This is a genomic window from Pseudomonas sp. R2-7-07 (assembly GCF_003852355.1).
In the GTDB taxonomy this organism is placed as follows: domain Bacteria; phylum Pseudomonadota; class Gammaproteobacteria; order Pseudomonadales; family Pseudomonadaceae; genus Aquipseudomonas.
Genome location: NZ_CP027759.1, coordinates 5,117,821 through 5,133,712 on the forward strand (window position 1 = coordinate 5,117,821; position 15,892 = coordinate 5,133,712).

Annotated in this window: 12 protein-coding genes; 6 read left to right on the plus strand and 6 right to left on the minus strand. The window is 63.0% G+C overall.

Features of this window, described 5'->3' with window-relative positions:
* Nucleotides 1-92: 92 nt before the first annotated feature.
* A complete protein-coding gene (locus tag C4J86_RS23495; protein WP_124364600.1) occupies nt 93-977 on the minus strand; it encodes a sugar nucleotide-binding protein in 885 nt (294 codons plus the stop codon).
* Nucleotides 978-1,143: 166 nt separating this feature from the next.
* Here C4J86_RS23495 and C4J86_RS23500 point away from each other — a divergent pair, with 166 nt between their 5' ends.
* A complete protein-coding gene (locus C4J86_RS23500) occupies nt 1,144-5,391 on the plus strand; it encodes a DEAD/DEAH box helicase (protein WP_124372015.1) in 4,248 nt (1,415 codons plus the stop codon).
* Between the two features lie 107 nt (nt 5,392-5,498).
* Here C4J86_RS23500 and C4J86_RS23505 read toward each other — a convergent pair whose 3' ends face one another.
* Nucleotides 5,499-7,589, minus strand: a complete 2,091-nt coding sequence (locus tag C4J86_RS23505) for a mechanosensitive ion channel family protein (protein ID WP_124372016.1) — start codon at nt 7,587-7,589, stop codon at nt 5,499-5,501.
* A gap of 187 nt (nt 7,590-7,776) precedes the next feature.
* Here C4J86_RS23505 and C4J86_RS23510 point away from each other — a divergent pair, with 187 nt between their 5' ends.
* The 4 genes from C4J86_RS23510 to C4J86_RS23525 are packed head-to-tail and all read left to right on the plus strand — an operon-like array spanning nt 7,777 to nt 11,678.
* The gene (locus C4J86_RS23510) at nt 7,777-8,703 is read left to right on the plus strand and encodes a DUF72 domain-containing protein (protein WP_124372017.1); all 927 of its coding nucleotides are present in this window, start codon (nt 7,777-7,779) and stop codon (nt 8,701-8,703) included.
* Nucleotides 8,700-9,476, plus strand: a complete 777-nt coding sequence (locus tag C4J86_RS23515; RefSeq protein WP_124372018.1) for an endonuclease/exonuclease/phosphatase family protein — start codon at nt 8,700-8,702, stop codon at nt 9,474-9,476. Before C4J86_RS23510 ends, C4J86_RS23515 begins: the two co-directional genes overlap by 4 nt.
* On the plus strand, nt 9,473-10,735 hold the full coding sequence (gene clsB, locus C4J86_RS23520; RefSeq protein ID WP_124372019.1) for a cardiolipin synthase ClsB: 1,263 nt from the start codon (nt 9,473-9,475) through the stop codon (nt 10,733-10,735). Before C4J86_RS23515 ends, clsB begins: the two co-directional genes overlap by 4 nt.
* Nucleotides 10,725-11,678: a lysylphosphatidylglycerol synthase domain-containing protein gene (locus tag C4J86_RS23525; protein ID WP_124372020.1), complete on the plus strand. Its 954-nt coding sequence runs from the start codon at nt 10,725-10,727 to the stop codon at nt 11,676-11,678. The genes clsB and C4J86_RS23525 overlap by 11 nt, the downstream gene beginning before the upstream one ends.
* Nucleotides 11,679-11,834: 156 nt before the next feature.
* Here C4J86_RS23525 and C4J86_RS23530 read toward each other — a convergent pair whose 3' ends face one another.
* Entirely contained in the window at nt 11,835-12,590 is a 756-nt protein-coding gene (locus C4J86_RS23530) for a S9 family peptidase (protein ID WP_124364607.1), read from the minus strand.
* Nucleotides 12,580-13,689, minus strand: coding sequence for a DUF3182 family protein (locus tag C4J86_RS23535; protein WP_124372021.1), 1,110 nt, complete (start codon nt 13,687-13,689; stop codon nt 12,580-12,582). The genes C4J86_RS23530 and C4J86_RS23535 overlap by 11 nt, the downstream gene beginning before the upstream one ends.
* Nucleotides 13,690-13,938: 249 nt before the next feature.
* On the opposite strand from C4J86_RS23535, the gene C4J86_RS23540 reads away from it, so the two are divergent.
* Entirely contained in the window at nt 13,939-14,502 is a 564-nt protein-coding gene (locus tag C4J86_RS23540; RefSeq protein WP_124372022.1) for a cysteine hydrolase family protein, read from the plus strand.
* A 16-nt stretch (nt 14,503-14,518) separates the two neighbouring features.
* On the opposite strand, the gene tam is transcribed toward C4J86_RS23540, so the two are convergent.
* On the minus strand, nt 14,519-15,280 hold the full coding sequence (gene tam, locus C4J86_RS23545) for a trans-aconitate 2-methyltransferase (RefSeq protein ID WP_124372023.1): 762 nt from the start codon (nt 15,278-15,280) through the stop codon (nt 14,519-14,521).
* Between the two features lie 92 nt (nt 15,281-15,372).
* Complete coding sequence (locus C4J86_RS23550) at nt 15,373-15,888, minus strand: single-stranded DNA-binding protein (protein ID WP_003232445.1); 516 nt, start codon at nt 15,886-15,888, stop codon at nt 15,373-15,375.
* Nucleotides 15,889-15,892 lie beyond the last annotated feature (4 nt).

The following is a 15,892-nucleotide window of genomic DNA, read 5'->3' on the forward strand; positions in this document are numbered from 1 at the left end:
GCCCCCGATGGCGGTGGATCAGTCAATGAATCTGTTGACTGACACTCTGCTATCGGGGGCAAGCCCCCTCCCACATTTGGTTTTGTAGTGTGTCAGGTGTGGCGGTAGAAGCGGTCAAGCAGCGCCGGTAAGCCCGCACGCCACGCCCGTGGCTTGATGCCGAACGTATGCAGGATTTTCTTGCAGGCCAGCACCGCGTGTTGCGGTTCTTCTGCCGCATCCGGCCGCGCCGCGTGGGCCTGGGCGGTCGGTGACTCGATGGCCAGCGGGTGGAAGTTGCGCGCTTCGGTGAGGATCGCCTGGCCCAGCGCCAGCGGTGTGGTCGCCTCGTGGCCGGCATAATGGTAGGTGCCCCATAGCGGCGCCGCGCAATCGAGTTGCTTGAGCACGGAAATGATCACCCGCGCCGCATCGTCAACCGGCGTCGGGTTGCCGCGACGGTCGTCCGCCATCAGCAATTCATCCGGCTGTTCGGCCCGGGCAAGGAAGCGTCCGAGGGTGCCGTCGACGCTGTCATCGAGCAGCCAGCCAAAGCGCAACAGCACATGTTGCGGGCAGGTGGCGCGTACGCTCTGCTCGATACGCCACAACGCCTGGCCACGCAGGCCCAGGGGCACCGGCTCGTCTTTTTCGCTGTAAGCGGTGGCGCGGGAACCGTCGAACACGCGGTAGCTGGACGGTTGCAGCAGGGTAATGCTGTGGTGCTGGCACAACTCGGCGAGGCGTTCGATGGCGAATTCCTGGGACGCCAGGCGGGTTTCGCTGACCGCTTCGGCCTGGAACCAGTCGAAATAGTAGGCGAGGTTGATCAACGCATCGGGACGGGTGTCGTCGAGCAACTGGGTGAGGCTTGCGGCATCCCAGCCGTCTTGGGGCGGTTTGGGGGCGAGGAAACCGATGTCTTCCTCTGCACCGAGGCGAATCAGCGCCTGCCCGAGGGCATTCCCGCCGCCCAGTAACATAAGGCGCATTCGCATAGATTGAGCAGGCCCGGTCTGTTTGGAACGATGGTTGTGTCGGCAGGCGCGTGAGCCTTGCCGTAGGTTTATTCCAGAATCGTTGCATTTTGCGGGTTTGTAGCGCAACCGTCACGGACAAAGTAGGTGTTTGCAACTTGTTGGAGCAGGTGGCATCAATCACTACATGAACTTTCCCGAATCAACGGACAGTGCTTTGGACGGCTTCCACCCCGCCGTCAGTACCTGGTTCCGCAGTACCTTCCCCTCGGTGACCGGCGCGCAGGCCCAGGCGTGGCCGCTGATCCGGCAGCGCCGCTCGACGCTGATCGCCGCGCCGACCGGTTCGGGCAAGACCCTGACCGCCTTTCTCGCGGTGCTGGACGACCTGGTCCACCAGGGTCTGGCCAACGGCGGCCAATTGCCCGATGAAACCCTGGTGGTCTACGTTTCGCCGCTCAAGGCACTCTCCAACGATATTCAGATCAATCTGCAAAACCCACTGGCAGGCATCACCGAGCACCTCGAGAAACAAGGCCTGCCGCCGTTGGTGATCCGCACCGCAGTGCGCACCGGCGACACCCCGCAAAAAGATCGCGCCCAGATGCGCAAGCGCGCGCCGCATATCCTGGTCACCACCCCGGAATCGCTGTATGTGCTGCTCGGTTCGGACTCGGGCAGGCAGATGCTCGCCAGCACGCGCACGGTGATCGTCGATGAAATCCATGCGATTGCCGCCGGCAAGCGTGGCAGTCACCTGGCGCTGAGCCTGGAGCGCCTGCAAGCGCTGTGCGCCGAGCCGCTGACGCGCATCGGCCTGTCGGCCACGCAAAAGCCCATCGAAGCGGTCTCGCGGTTTCTGGTCGGCACCGGGCGCGAATGCACCATCGTCGACATCGGCCACGCCCGCCCGCGCGACCTGGATATAGAAGTGCCACCGGTGCCGCTCTCGGCAGTGATGGCCAATGATGTGTGGGAACTGGTCTATAACCGCCTCGCCGAACTGGCCCGTGAACACCGCACCACCCTGATATTCGTCAACACGCGACGCCTGGCCGAACGCCTGGCGCGGCACCTGAGCGAGCGCCTGGGCAAAACGGCGGTGGCCGCCCACCATGGCAGCCTGGCCAAGGAAATGCGCCTGGACGCCGAGCAACGCCTCAAGGCCGGTGAGCTGCAAGTGCTGATCGCTACCGCGTCCCTGGAGCTGGGGATTGATATCGGCGATGTGGACCTGGTCTGCCAGATCGGCTCGCCCGGCTCGATCAACGGCTTTCTGCAACGGGTCGGCCGCTCCGGGCATCAGGTCGGCGGCACGCCCAAGGGCCGCCTGTTTGCCACTACCCGCGACGACCTGATCGAATGCGCCGCCCTCCTCGATTGCGTACGCCGTGGCGAACTCGACACCTTGCACATCCCCGTGGCGCCGCTGGACGTGCTGGCCCAGCAGATCATCGCCGAGGTCAGCGCCCGCGAATGGTCGGAAGCGCTCCTGCTGACGCTGATCCGCCGCGCCGCGCCGTATGCCGAGCTGGATCAGCGCCACTACCAGGCGCTGCTGCACATGCTTGCCGAGGGCTACAACGGGCGCCAGGGTATCCGCAGCGCTTATCTGCACCGTGACGCCGTGACCCATACCCTGCGCGGCCGCCGTGGCGCCCGGCTCACGGCGGTGACCAGCGGCGGCACCATCCCCGACAACGCCGACTACAGCGTGCTGCTGGAGCCCCAGAGCCTGAACATCGGCAGCGTCAACGAAGACTTCGCGGTGGAAAGCATCGCGGGCGATATTTTCCAGTTGGGCAATACGTCGTACCGCATCCTGCGGGTAGAAGCCGGCAAGGTGCGGGTCGAGGACGCCCACGGCCAGCCGCCGACCATTCCGTTCTGGCTGGGTGAAGCGCCGGGGCGCAGCAATGAGTTGTCGGCGGCGGTGGCCCGTTTGCAGGGGCAGCTGGATCAGCTGCTCAGCGCCAGCCCCGGCGACCTGCTCCCGGCGCAGGGCTGGCTCACTGATACGCTGGGTTTGAACCGCGCCAGCGCCGAACAAATACTGGATTACCTGGCCCGCGCACGCCTGGCCCTCAGCGCGTTGCCGTCCCAGGACACGTTGATCATGGAGCGGTTTTTCGACGAGTCCGGCGGCACCCAGTTGATCATCCACACGCCCTTTGGCAGCCGCATCAACCGCGCCTGGGGCCTGGCCCTGCGCAAGCGATTTTGCCGCACTTTCAACTTCGAGCTGCAAGCGGCGGCCAGCGAAAATGCGATCGTGCTGTCGCTGTCCACCAGTCACAGCTTCGCCCTCGATAAAGTGTGGCGTTACCTCAACAGCAATAGCGCTGAGCACCTGCTGATCCAGGCGGTGCTGGATGCACCGCTGTTCGGTGTGCGCTGGCGCTGGAACGCCGGCGTGGCGCTGGCGTTGCCGCGCTATACCGGCGGGCGCAAGGTGGCGCCGCAGATCCAGCGCATGAAAAGCGAAGACCTGATCGCCAGTGTGTTTCCCGACCAGATTGCCTGCCTGGAAAACCTCGCCGGCGAACGCGAAGTGCCCGACCATCCGCTGGTGGAACAAACCCTCGACGACTGCCTGCACGAAGCCATGGACAGCGATGGCTGGCTGGCCCTGCTGCGGCGCATGGAAGCGGGCGACATTCGCATGGTCAGCCGCGACCTGCCCGCGCCTTCGCCGATGGCCGCCGAGATTCTCAGCGCGCGCCCCTACACCTTCCTCGATGACGCGCCGCTGGAAGAACGCCGCACCCAGGCCGTGCTCAACCGCCGCTGGAGCGACCCGCAAAGTACCGACGACCTCGGCGCACTGGATGCCGAGGCCATCGCCGGCGTACGCGAAGAGGCCTGGCCGGCGCCCCAGGGGCCGGATGAAATGCACGAAGCGCTGATGAGCCTTGCCTGCATTGCAGGCCAGGAAGTCACGCCGCAATGGGCCGAGTGGCTGCAAGCATTGACCGAGGCCGGACGCGCTTACCCGCTGCCCAACGGCCTATGGGTGGCCGTGGAACGCTTGAGCTGTTTGCAGGCGATTTACCCGCACACTCTGCCGCTGCTGCCCGGTTTCGATGAGCCGTGGACATTCGATGAGGCGTTGGTAGAAGTGCTGCGCGCACGCCTGGGCGGTTTCGGCCCGTTGACGCTGCCCGAGATTGCCGCGCCGCTGGCGTTGCCCGCCGCCACCGTGGCCCAGGCTCTGGCGCGGCTGGAGCAGGAAGGCTATGTGCTGCGCGGGCACTTCAGCCCCGGCGCCGTTGAGGAGCAATGGTGCGAACGGCACCTGCTGGCGCGTATTCATCGCTACACGGTCAAGCGCCTGCGCCGGGAAATCGAACCGGTGGCGCTGCAGGACTTCATGCGTTTTCTGTTCGACTGGCAGCACCTGTCCGACCACACGCGCGGCCAAGGCAGCGCGGTGTTGCCGCAAATCGTCGGTCAGTTCGAAGGCTATGCCGCTGCTACTTCGGCCTGGGACAGTGACCTGCTCAGCGCGCGGATCAAGGACTACTCGTCGACCTGGCTCGACGACTTGTGCCGCAGCGGCAAGCTGGTGTGGACACGCCTGAGCCACAAGGCCAGCGCCATGGCCTTGCGCAGCACGCCGATCGTACTGTTGCCGCGCAGCCAGGTGCCGCTGTGGAGCGGGCTGACCGAACAGACGGACAGCACAACGCTGTCGCCCAAGGCGCAAAAGGTCCATTTAGCCCTGCGCGAACAGGGCGCGTTGTTTTTCGATGAGCTGGTGCATGAAGCCCATCTGCTGCGCAGCGAGCTGGAAACCGCGTTGCAGGAGTTGGTCGGCGCGGGCTTGGTCAATGCCGACAGCTTCGCCGGGCTGCGCGCCCTGACCACACCCGCCAGCAAACGCCAGGCGCGCAGCAGCCGGCGTGGGCGCGGCGCGTTTATCGGCGGCATGGACGACGCCGGGCGCTGGGCCTTGATCCGCCGCGCGCCGAGCGACGCCGGTGCGCATTCGGCCGAGACGCTGGAACATGTGGCGATGACCCTGCTGCGCCGCTATGGCGTGGTGTTCTGGCGCTTGCTGGAGCGCGAGGCGGACTGGCTGCCGAGCTGGCGCGAATTGCTGCGCACTTTCCATCGGCTGGAGGCCCGGGGCGAAATTCGCGGCGGACGGTTTGTCAGCGGGTTGGCGGGTGAGCAGTTTGCATTGCCGGAGGCTATCCCGTTGCTGCGCGAAGTAAGGCGGCGCCCTCACGACGGCAGCTTGATTGCCGTGTGCGGGGCGGATCCGTTGAATCTGGTAGGTACGCTGTTACCAGGCAACAAGGTGCCGGCGGTGAGTGGCAATCGGATTGTGTATCGGGATGGGGTGCCGGCGGCGGTGATGGTGGGCGGTAAGCAGCAGATTTTGTCGGAGGTGGATCGGCAGGCGGTGCAGGAGAAGTTGATCCGGCATTGAGTTTGAGGGCCTCATCGGGAGCAAGCCCCCTCCCACAGTTGATTGCGTTCACAGATCAAAATGTGGGAGGGGGCTTGCCCCCGATGGCTTCAGCTAAAGCAACACAATTATTGCGAGCGAGGCTGCTCGGTCAGCATCACCGCCTCCGGCTCATCCACTTGGGCAGTGCGCTTGGGCAACAACACCTGCTGTGGATAAGTCTGCGCGAAATGCACCTCATCGCAGTTATCCACAAGCTTTTTCAGACGCTGGTTAAACGCACGGCTCACCGCATATTGCCCACCCGACACGGTACGGAACTGCGCCGTCAGCACCACGCCGTTGAGGTCCATCTTGTCGACCCCAAACACCTCCAGCGGCCCTTGCAGGTTGTACTTGAGGAACACATCGTCGCGGATCGACTGCCCGGCCTCGCGGATCAGCTCCACGGCTTTGTCCACATCGGTGTCGTAGGTGAACTGCACCGAGAAGAACGCATAAGCGAACTGCCGCGACTGGTTGGTGACGGCTTTGATCTGCCCGAACGGCACCGAATGCACGAAGCCCTTGCCGTCGCGCAGGCGCAGGGTGCGGATGGTCAGGCCCTCGACGGTGCCGGCATGGCCGGAGTCGAGCACCACCCAGTCGCCGATCGACAAGGTGTCTTCGATGATGATGAACAGGCCGGTGATCACGTCCTGCACCAACTGCTGCGAACCGAAACCGATGGCCAGGCCGACCACACCGGCACCCGCCAGCAGCGGCGCGACGTTGATGCCCAGGTTGGCCATGGTGGTGATCGCACAAATCACCACGAGGATAATCTTCACCGCGTTACGCAGCAGCGGCAGGATGGTTTTCACGCGGGTGCTGGGCTGGCGGCTGGAGCGCTTGTTCACCGGGGGTTTGAGCGCTTCCTGAATCGCCGTATCAAGCACCACCCAGAACAGCCAGGTCATCAGCAGGATCAGGCCGATGCTGCTGAGGGAATCGCTGATCGCCCGGCCCACCGAGTTGCGCTGGGCAAACTCGAACAACGACACGCCCCAGATCCGCCCGAGGATTTCAATAAAGGCGATGGCCATGACGATGCGCAATATCGCGTGCAACAGGCTGAGGAAGCGCTCCTTGTACGCGCTGCTGCGCTGGATCGCCACTTGGCTGCGCGACTTGAACAGGTGTTGCAGCACGGTACTGAGGAACACGGTGCCGATCAGCAGGATCGTGGTGAACAAGGCACAGCGTAGGGCCTTTTGGTTGTCGTCGCCGGCACCGATCAGGTTGATCGCCGAGACCAGCACCATCAGCAGAATCGGCCAATACCAGAGCCCGGAAAATACTCGCAATGACTGTTGCAACGCCGGGTGTTTGAGGCGCTGGGCCAGCGGCCGATTACGAATCAAATGTGCCACCGGACGCCGCAGGCGCACCACCAGCACGCCGAAGATCAGCGTGGCGAACAGGCCGGTAAACACGGCGATGCTGCTGGTGATATTGCCGCCGAACTGGCGGGCGATCTGCGGGCTGGTCAGTGCATCGCTGAGGGCCGCGAGGAAGCCGATCAGAAACAGCGGTTTGGGGCAGTAGTCGCGAATGATCTGCACCGCCGGGCGCTTGTGGCCGAGGTTGAACATGACAATGACGCACAGCAGCATTGAGGTGGAAAAGATGCCGCTACTGGTGGCGTAGGCAAAACACAGCGCCAGCGCCCGGCCCACGGAGTTGACTAGAAAGTGGCTGACAGACAGCGTCAACGGCAGGCAGATAACCGCCGGGATGGTGTAAGGCACCACGTACCCCAGCACCGCCAGCAGGCGCGCCCGGCGCTGGAAAAACACCCGCTGGCTCAAGCGCCGGACGATCAGGCGCCCTAGCAGGGTCAACAGCGCAAAGGCGCCGATCCACACCGCCGAGAGCAACAGAAAATCCCCGACCACGCTCCACGGCGAGCGCGCGGCCGTCTGGTTGACCAGCCGCCCTACTTCGTTGGCGGCGCGGTCGGCGCGCAGGCGCCATTCGTCGATGAAATTCTGGTTGAGGTCCAGCTTCTGCTGCACATCGTCGATGCTGGAGCTGATGGCCCCCAGCAGGCCGCCCTCCACCAGCAATTCCGGCTTGGCCGGGGCTTCGGGCTCAGGCGCGGTGGCTGCGGCATACAGTGCGCCATTGCCGCAGAACAGCAGCGCGCCGAGCAGTAATGCAGTCTTGAAATTCAGCAAAACACCGGGCTCCTTCAGAGGGTCTGTTAGGAACTGACGGGTTTGAGCCGTGATCGTTCCCCTGATTCAACCACCTGCTTCCTACCTTCGGACGCTCGACCGTTTGTAGGAATGTGGAAACTTTCGGTCAAAATTCACAGTCATCCCAAAACGCAGGGCAATCGACCCTACATCAATGGGAGTAAGCATGGCGGCGATTCATATCGGCATTTCCGGCTGGCGCTACACGCCCTGGCGGGGCGATTTCTACCCCGAAGGCTTGACCCAGAAACGCGAGTTGCAGTTTGCGTCACGCGCCGTCAACGGCATTGAAATCAACGGTTCGTTCTATGCGCTGCAAACGCCCAAGCGCTACGCCGAGTGGTATGCCGACACGCCTGAAGGCTTCCTGTTCAGCGTCAAGGCCCCACGCTATATCACGCACATCCTGCGCCTGCGGGAGGTGCACAAGCCCATGGCGAATTTCTTCGCCTCCGGGGTACTGGAGTTGAAAGAAAAGCTTGGGCCGATCCTTTGGCAGTTCCCGCCCAGCTTCAAGTTCGACCCGCCCCTGTTCGAAGCCTTCCTCGCCGAACTGCCCACCGACACCCAGCAGGCGGCCGCCCTCGCCCATCAGCATGAGCCGCGCCTGAATGGCAAGGCGAGCATGAAGGCCTACGGCAAGCGACCCATGCGCCATGCCGTGGAAATTCGTCACGCAAGTTTTGCGGTGCCTGAGTTCGTGCAGCTGTTGGATAAGTACGGCGTGGCCCTGGTGGTGGCGGACACCGCTGGCAAGTGGCCGTATGCCGAAGACGTTACCGCCAACTTCATGTACCTGCGTTTGCATGGCGACAAACAGTTGTACGCCAGCGGCTATACCGACGAAGCCCTCAAGCGCTGGGGCGACCGCATCGAGCGTTGGCGTCACGGCAAACAGCCCACGGATGCGCACCTGATTGATCCGAAACACAAGCCACGCGCCCGCAAACAGCGCGACGTATTCTGCTTTTTCGACAACGACATCAAGGTGCGCGCACCTTACGATGCCCGCCAATTGCTGCAGCGCTTCGGGCTGGATACCAACCTGCTGACGGAGCCCGGACGACTGCCCGAGCCGGGGGTGCTGGCATGACCCAGCCGGAGTTGATCCCGCCCACGCCCACCACCGCCATCACGCGCTTTACCGTGCTGACGGTCAATATCCACAAGGGCTTCACCGCCTTGAATCGACGCTTCATCCTGCCCGAACTGCGCGAAGCGGTGCGCAGCGTCGGCGCCGACATGGTGTTCCTCCAGGAAATCCACGGCACCCACGAGCGCCATCCCCAGCGCTACAGCGACTGGCCGAAGATGCCGCAGTACGAGTTCCTCGCCGACAGCATCTGGCCGCAGTTCGCCTACGGGCGCAACGCGGTCTACCCCCACGGCGACCACGGCAACGCGTTGCTGTCGAAATTCCAGATCATCCGTCACGACAACCTCGACATCTCCCAAAGCGGCCATGAAAACCGTGGCCTGCTGCATTGCGTCCTGCGCCTGCCGGGCAGCGGGCAGCAGGTGCATGCGATCTGCATCCACCTGGGCTTGCGTGAGGTGCATCGCCAGCAGCAATTGCGCTTGCTGGAGCAGCGCATCAGCGAGATTCCGGCTGACGCGCCGCTGGTGGTCGCCGGCGATTTCAACGACTGGCGCCAGCGCGCCGACCTCAGCCAAAGCGGCCTCAAGGAGGTCTTCGCCGACACCCTGGGCAAACCTGCGCGCACGTTTCCGGCGCGCCTGCCGCTGTTGCCGCTGGACCGCATTTACGTGCGCAATTTGAAGGTGCATAACCCCCGCGTGCTGACCACGCGGCCCTGGTCGCACCTCTCGGACCATGTGCCGCTGTCGGTGGAGATTGAGCTATGAACGTTGCTGTAGAACATATCGCCACCGATCAACCGCCGGATGACGCCAAGGCGCGTGACCTGGATTACGGCTGGCAGAGTGGCAATCAAATCGAACTGCTGGAGAATGGCGAGGCCTACTTCCCCAAGGTGTTCGAGGCCATGCGCGCGGCACAGCGCGAGATTCTGCTGGAGACGTTTATCCTCTTCGAAGACAAGGTCGGCTTTGAGCTCAAAGACATCTTGATCGAGGCGGCGCAGCGCGGGGTAAAGGTGGTTGCCAGCCTTGATGGCTTTGGTTGCGGCGAATTGAGTGTTTCGTTTTTGCGCGAGCTGGCCGAGGCCGGGGTGGCGGTGCAGATGTTCGATCCGGCCTCGAAAACGCTGGGCATCCGCACCAACTGGTTTCGCCGCCTGCACCGCAAAATAGTGGTGGTGGATGCCGCTGTGGCCTTCATCGGCGGCATCAACTTTTCCGCCGACCACCTGGGCGACTTCGGCCCTGAAGCCAAGCAGGATTATGCGGTGCAAATCGTCGGCCCGGCAGTAGCCGACCTGCACCACTTCGCCCTGGCGCAAAGTGGTCGTCAGGTGCGCACTCGGCGTGGCTGGCGGCGGCGCCCGCAACGCCCTGCGCCGTGGGCCACGTCTGAGGAAGACGGCTTGGTGCGCCTGATTTATCGCGACAACGTGCAGCATCGCGATGACATCGAAGAAGCCTATATCCACGCCCTGAGCAAAGCCCGTACACGCGCCGTGATCGCCAACGCGTATTTCTTCCCCGGCTACCGCCTGCTGCGCGAAATCCGCAACGCCGCCCGCCGTGGCGTGCACGTCCAGTTGATCATGCAAGGCCAGCCGGATGTGCTGCTCGCCAAGCTGGCGGCGCGCATGCTCTATGACTATCTGCTCAAGGATGGCGTGGTGATTCATGAATACTGCCAGCGCCCGCTGCACGGCAAGGTCGCCTTGGTGGACGATGACTGGAGTACGGTGGGCTCAAGTAATCTGGACCCGTTGAGCCTGGCATTGAACCTGGAAGCCAATGTGCTGATTCGGGATCGGGCGTTCAATCAGCAGTTGTACGAAAGCCTCGAAGCGCTGGCCAGAAACCACTGCCAGACCATGCCGGAGAAGCGCAAACCCCGCCTGTGGTTGTGGCGCCTGACCGTGGGTTTCCTGGTGTTTCATGTAATGCGTCATTTCCCGGTCCTGACCGGCTGGCTGCCAGCGCACAAACCGCGTTTGAAACCCATTGAGAGTCCGGCCCATGACGTCTGAAAAACACGGCTCACGGTTCCAGCGCTGGAAGAAACCCCTGACCATTGCGTTCTTCCTGCTGCTGATCGTGCTGTTCACCCTGCTTGCCCGGCGCATCGACTGGAGCGAAGTGCTGCAGACCCTGAGCGAATTCAAAGTGCGCACCTTGCTGATCGCCAGCGCGCTCACCGTGTGCAGCTTTATCGTCTACGCCTGCTTTGACTTGATCGGCCGCACCTACATTCGTCAGCCGTTGCGCTGGAAGCAGATCCTGCCGGTGGGGATCATCAGCTACGCGTTCAACCTCAACCTGAGCGCGTGGGTGGGCGGCATCGCGATGCGTTATCGCCTGTACTCGCGCCTGGGGGTGAGCACCAGCAACATCGCCAAGATCCTGGGACTGAGCCTGGCGACCAACTGGTTCGGCTATATGGCTATCTCGGGGGTGATTTTCAGCAGCGGCCTGGTCACCATGCCGCCGGGCTGGAAGGTCAGCACCACGGCACTGCAAGGCATCGGCGCGCTGCTGGTACTGGCCAGCCTGGGCTACCTGGCCGCCTGCCGGTTTTCGAAAAAGCGCGCGTGGACGATTCGCGGCATGGAAATCAACCTGCCGTCGCTGCGCATGGCGTGTTTGCAATTGATGCTGGGCGCGTTGAATTGGGCGCTGATGGCGGCGGTGATTTTCACACTGTTGCCGTCGAAACTGGACTATCCGCTGGTGCTGGGAGTGCTGCTGATCAGCGCGATTGCCGGGGTGCTCACGCATATTCCGGCGGGGCTTGGCGTGCTCGAAGCGGTATTCATTGGGCTGTTGCAGCATGAGGCGTCACGCGGGAGTTTGCTGGCCGGGTTGATTGCTTATCGGGCGATCTATTTTATTTGCCCGCTGCTGATCGCACTGGTGATGTATTTGGGTGTGGAAGCGAAGGCCAAGGCGTTGCGGGTCAAGAAGACAGCCTGATACGAAGTTGAAACAGACAGACTGATCGTCCCCACGCTCCGCGTGGCCATGCAGCCCGGGACGCTCTGCGTCACCCGTGCGCATTAGCTTGGCTGGACGCGGAGCGTCCCGGGAGGCATTCCCACGCAGAGCATGGGAACGATCTACGTCACTGGCTTATTGCGACTGAATGATGCTCAACCGCTCGCCCACTACCATCTCGGTGATCCAGTCCACCAGGATCGAGGTGTAGGCCTGCTGCGACACCGGATCGCTCAATGAATGGTCGGCGCCGTCGATGATGCGATGGGTCAGGGAATGGGTCTGCTGGCACGCCGCGCGGTAGCTCATGATGGTGGCGTGGGGCACGTGGTCGTCGGTTTCCGATTCGACGATCAGTACATCGCCGGTAAATTGCGCGCAGGCATGCAAGGCGCGGTTGGTTTCGGCACGCACCAGGGTGCTGCGGTAGTCCATCAGGTCGGCTTTATCCAGGTCACGCTTGGGCTTGAGCCATTCCTGGTCGCGGTACAGCGCCGGCACACGCAACGCCAGCCAGCGCACCGGGCGCAATGAGGTGAGGATGGCCGCCAGGTAGCCGCCGTAGCTGGTGCCCACCACCGCCACCGCCGAGGTGTCGATCGCCGGGTGGGACAGCAGGCGGTCATAGGCGGCCAGCAGGTCGCGCAGGTTATCTTCACGGGTCACGCGGGACAGCGGGATCCCGGTGCCGGCGTGGCCGCGCAGGTCGAAGGTCAGACACACGCAACCGAGCCCCGCGATGCCTTTGGCCCGTTCCAGGTCGCGCTCCTGGCTCCCGCCCCAGCCATGCACGAACAGCACGCCCGGCACTTTGGATTTGGGGCTCAGGAAGGTCCCGCTCATCTGTTCGTCGTCTATATCGATCGCAATGCTCTCGCTTCTAGCCGTCATAAGCCTCAACCGTCACGTATTTGAGTAAAAAATCGCTGTTTTCAGCCGGGCCTCGGTACACCTCGATGGCATCCGCCGGCAGCGCCTGGTCCACGTAGGTTTCCACCGAGGCCACACGGATCGCCGTAAGGCTCGGGTTGTTGATAAAGCTCTGCAGCGCCGCGACTTCCGCGCTGCTGGCCCCGCCCATGCGCCAGGATTGCTCGAGCACGCCACTGCGGCGCTGGCCGTCGCTGTCCAGGCCCTGGGCGATGTCGTAGTTGCGCCGCGAGGCGTAGAAGCCCGGGTAGGCTTCGTCGGCAGCACTGTCGAAGACCTGTGCTTGCCTGACGGCTTCACGCACATCATCGGGCAGGTCCAGCGTGAGCAGGTCGTCGTAGCCACCGGGCACCACCAGCAGTTGAGAGCCGCCATAAACGTCCTCCCCCTGCCCGTCCCGGGTCAGGTATTGCTCGCCGCAGTAGCTCAGCACCTGATCGCCAATAAAGCTCTGGCCTACACTGTGAGTGACCACGTCGTGCAGGTCTTGTTCCAGCACCACGCCATCGTCGAACATCCCCGCCGCTTCGGGACGCGCTAATAGGGCGTCGAATTCGTCGAGGCTGCGAATGACTTGCTGGCCGCGCCCAGCGCAGGCGTTCACGGGTTTCAAGCGAATCGGCCCGCTGTAGAGCAAGCGCGTGGCGGCCGGCCGTGCATCCTCCACAGCGAAGACACTCAAGCCATCGAGTACCACGTCGCGCACCCGCTCACTGAACAACGGCGACCAGCCTTCCGGCGCCTTGGCTTCTGGGCCCAGCAGGCCATGACTGATGGCTTTGGTGCAGATGAACCCGTGATCGACATAACCGCCCCACAGGTCTTGCGGGCCCTTGATATTGAGCGCGCGGGCTTGGGCCGCCCCCACCAGGGTTTGTGTGGGAAGCAGGTACAGATCGCGGCCAGCATGCTTCTGTGGATCGTAGCTGCCGCCGAACTTGAGCCCCAGTATCTGCGCCAGCCAGCGCGCCAGGGCGCGATTGGTGTCGACTTCATGCTGGGGTGCGCCAGCGCGTGTCGAGTGAGCGACTACCCATTTTTTCGGTGAAATTGGGGTCATGCGTCCCCCTTGGCATTCGGCCATGTATGTGGGGGAAGCGTAGCAGGGATCAGGCCAATATCTGGTTGAGGAGGATCGTTTGAAAATCAAACAGTTGGAGCAAACGCAATAGCAGTTAGCCTGCGTCATTCTGCACGACGCTGCTGCGGGTATGCGGCGTTCTGCACGATTCACATGAATCGCACCCCATATCCGGCGACGGCGCCAGCTAAGATACTGGGCCTATCAACCCATCACGAGGCAATTCACATGGCCAAGCAAGCACTCATCCTGATCGATGTCCAGAACGACTACTTCCCCCAGGGCAAGTGGCCGCTTGATGGTGTGGAGGCCGCCGCGGACAACGCTGCGCGAGTGCTGCAGGCCTTTCGTCAGGCCGGGGATGCCGTGATTCACGTTCGTCACGAGTTCGAAGGCGATGACGCGCCGTTCTTCACGCCGGGCTCAGAAGGTGCTCATCTGCATGCCAAAGTGCTGAACCAGGGCAATGAGCCGGTGGTGCTCAAGCATTTTGTGAATGCTTTTCGCCAGACCAACCTGCGCGAGTTGCTGGAACAGCGCAGCATCACCGACGTGGTTGTGGTCGGCAGTATGAGCCATATGTGCATCGATGCGGTGGTGCGGGCAGCAGCGGACTTGGGCTACAAGGTCACGGTGATCCACGATGCGTGCGCGACCCGCGACCAGGAATTCAATGGGCAGGTGATTCCCGCCGCGCAAGTGCATGGCGCATACATGGCGTCGCTGGCCTTCGGGTATGCGGGCGTGGTGTCGACAAATGACTATCTGAAGGCCCAAGCGGCGGTGGCTTGACCGCCGCTGAGTAACCTCAGCGCGTGGCGATGATGAACAGGCGCGGGAATGGCAGCAACACGGTGCCGTCGCTCAGGGCTGGGTAAGCGTTGCTAATCCGCGCCTGGTACTCCTGCAGGAACGCAGCTTGTTCGCCATCATTCAGGGGGGCCAGGAAGGGTCGCAGCCCTGAAGCCTTGAACCACTCCACCACGGCCGCGTGGTCTGCCAGCGGATGTTGGTAGGTGGTGCGCCATACGTCGACGGTAGTGCAGTACCGACTCAGCAGCTCGTAGTAATAGCTCGCCGAATGTCGCTCGTTATGCTTGACCGCGCCGATCTTTGCAGCCCATGGTCCCTGCGCCGCGACTTCGCGGGCGAGCCGGTGGGCAGGCTCGTCGAGGTTGTCCGGCGTCTGTATCGCCAGCGTGCCGCCGGGGGTCAGTTGATGGACCAGATGCGGATAGAGCGTGGCGTGGTCAGGCAGCCACTGCAGGGAAGCATTGGCGAGAATCACGTCGAACTGCTGCGCCGGGGTCCAGGCGCCGATATCCGCCAATTCGAAGCTGAGCGTCGGCAAGCGTTTGCGCGCGTCGATCAACATGTCGTCGGAGCTGTCCATGCCGGTGATGTGCGCATGGGGAAAGCGCTCGGTCAGCACCTGGGTGGAATTGCCGGGGCCACAGCCCAAATCGACGGCTGTGCCCACGTCGGTATTGGGAATCGCCGCCACCAGGTCGCGGACGGGGCGCGTGCGTTGCTGCTCGAACATCGTGTATTGCTTGGCGGACCAGGTCATAGGATTCTCCTCTCTTGGTGGTTAAGCATCGCCCATAAAAAACCCCCGACGCCAGGCTATCGGGGGTTTTGTTGTGTCTGGAGGTTTAGGCCTCAGAACGGGATATCGTCATCAAAGCTGTCGAAATCCGGAGCTGGCTGCGGCGCGGCCTGTTGTGGCGCTGGGCGCGACTCACGCTGAGGCTGCTGGCTTGGCTGCGGACGCGACTGCTGTGGACGCGGTGCCGAGTTGGACATGCCGCCCTGGCCCTGTTGATCGCCCTGTGGACGGCCGCCCAGCAGTTGCATGGTGCCTTGCATATCGACCACGATTTCGGTGGTGTAACGCTTGATGCCGTCTTTTTCCCACTCGCGGGTCTGCAATTTGCCTTCGATGTACACCTGCGAACCTTTGCGCAGATACTCACCGGCGATCTCGGCAACCTTGCCGAACATCGACACACGGTGCCATTCGGTTTTCTCGACCTTCTGGCCAGTCTGCTTGTCGGTCCACTGTTCGCTGGTCGCCAGACTCAGGTTGGTCACGGCGTTACCGTTCGGCAGGTAGCGAACTTCGGGATCCTGGCCGCATGTACCGACCAATATGACTTTGTTAACCCCACGGGCCATAACG

Bases quoted from the DNA above. Each gene is read 5' to 3' on its own strand.
- C4J86_RS23495 (WP_124364600.1), bottom strand. From the start codon at position 977: ATGCGAATGCGCCTTATGTTACTGGGCGGCGGGAATGCCCTCGGGCAG.
- C4J86_RS23500 (WP_124372015.1), top strand. From the start codon at position 1,144: ATGAACTTTCCCGAATCAACGGACAGTGCTTTGGACGGCTTCCACCCC.
- C4J86_RS23510 (WP_124372017.1), top strand. From the start codon at position 7,777: ATGGCGGCGATTCATATCGGCATTTCCGGCTGGCGCTACACGCCCTGG.
- C4J86_RS23515 (WP_124372018.1), top strand. From the start codon at position 8,700: ATGACCCAGCCGGAGTTGATCCCGCCCACGCCCACCACCGCCATCACG.
- clsB (WP_124372019.1), top strand. From the start codon at position 9,473: ATGAACGTTGCTGTAGAACATATCGCCACCGATCAACCGCCGGATGAC.
- C4J86_RS23525 (WP_124372020.1), top strand. From the start codon at position 10,725: ATGACGTCTGAAAAACACGGCTCACGGTTCCAGCGCTGGAAGAAACCC.
- C4J86_RS23530 (WP_124364607.1), bottom strand. From the start codon at position 12,590: ATGACGGCTAGAAGCGAGAGCATTGCGATCGATATAGACGACGAACAG.
- C4J86_RS23535 (WP_124372021.1), bottom strand. From the start codon at position 13,689: ATGACCCCAATTTCACCGAAAAAATGGGTAGTCGCTCACTCGACACGC.
- C4J86_RS23540 (WP_124372022.1), top strand. From the start codon at position 13,939: ATGGCCAAGCAAGCACTCATCCTGATCGATGTCCAGAACGACTACTTC.
- tam (WP_124372023.1), bottom strand. From the start codon at position 15,280: ATGACCTGGTCCGCCAAGCAATACACGATGTTCGAGCAGCAACGCACG.
- C4J86_RS23550 (WP_003232445.1), bottom strand. From the start codon at position 15,888: ATGGCCCGTGGGGTTAACAAAGTCATATTGGTCGGTACATGCGGCCAG.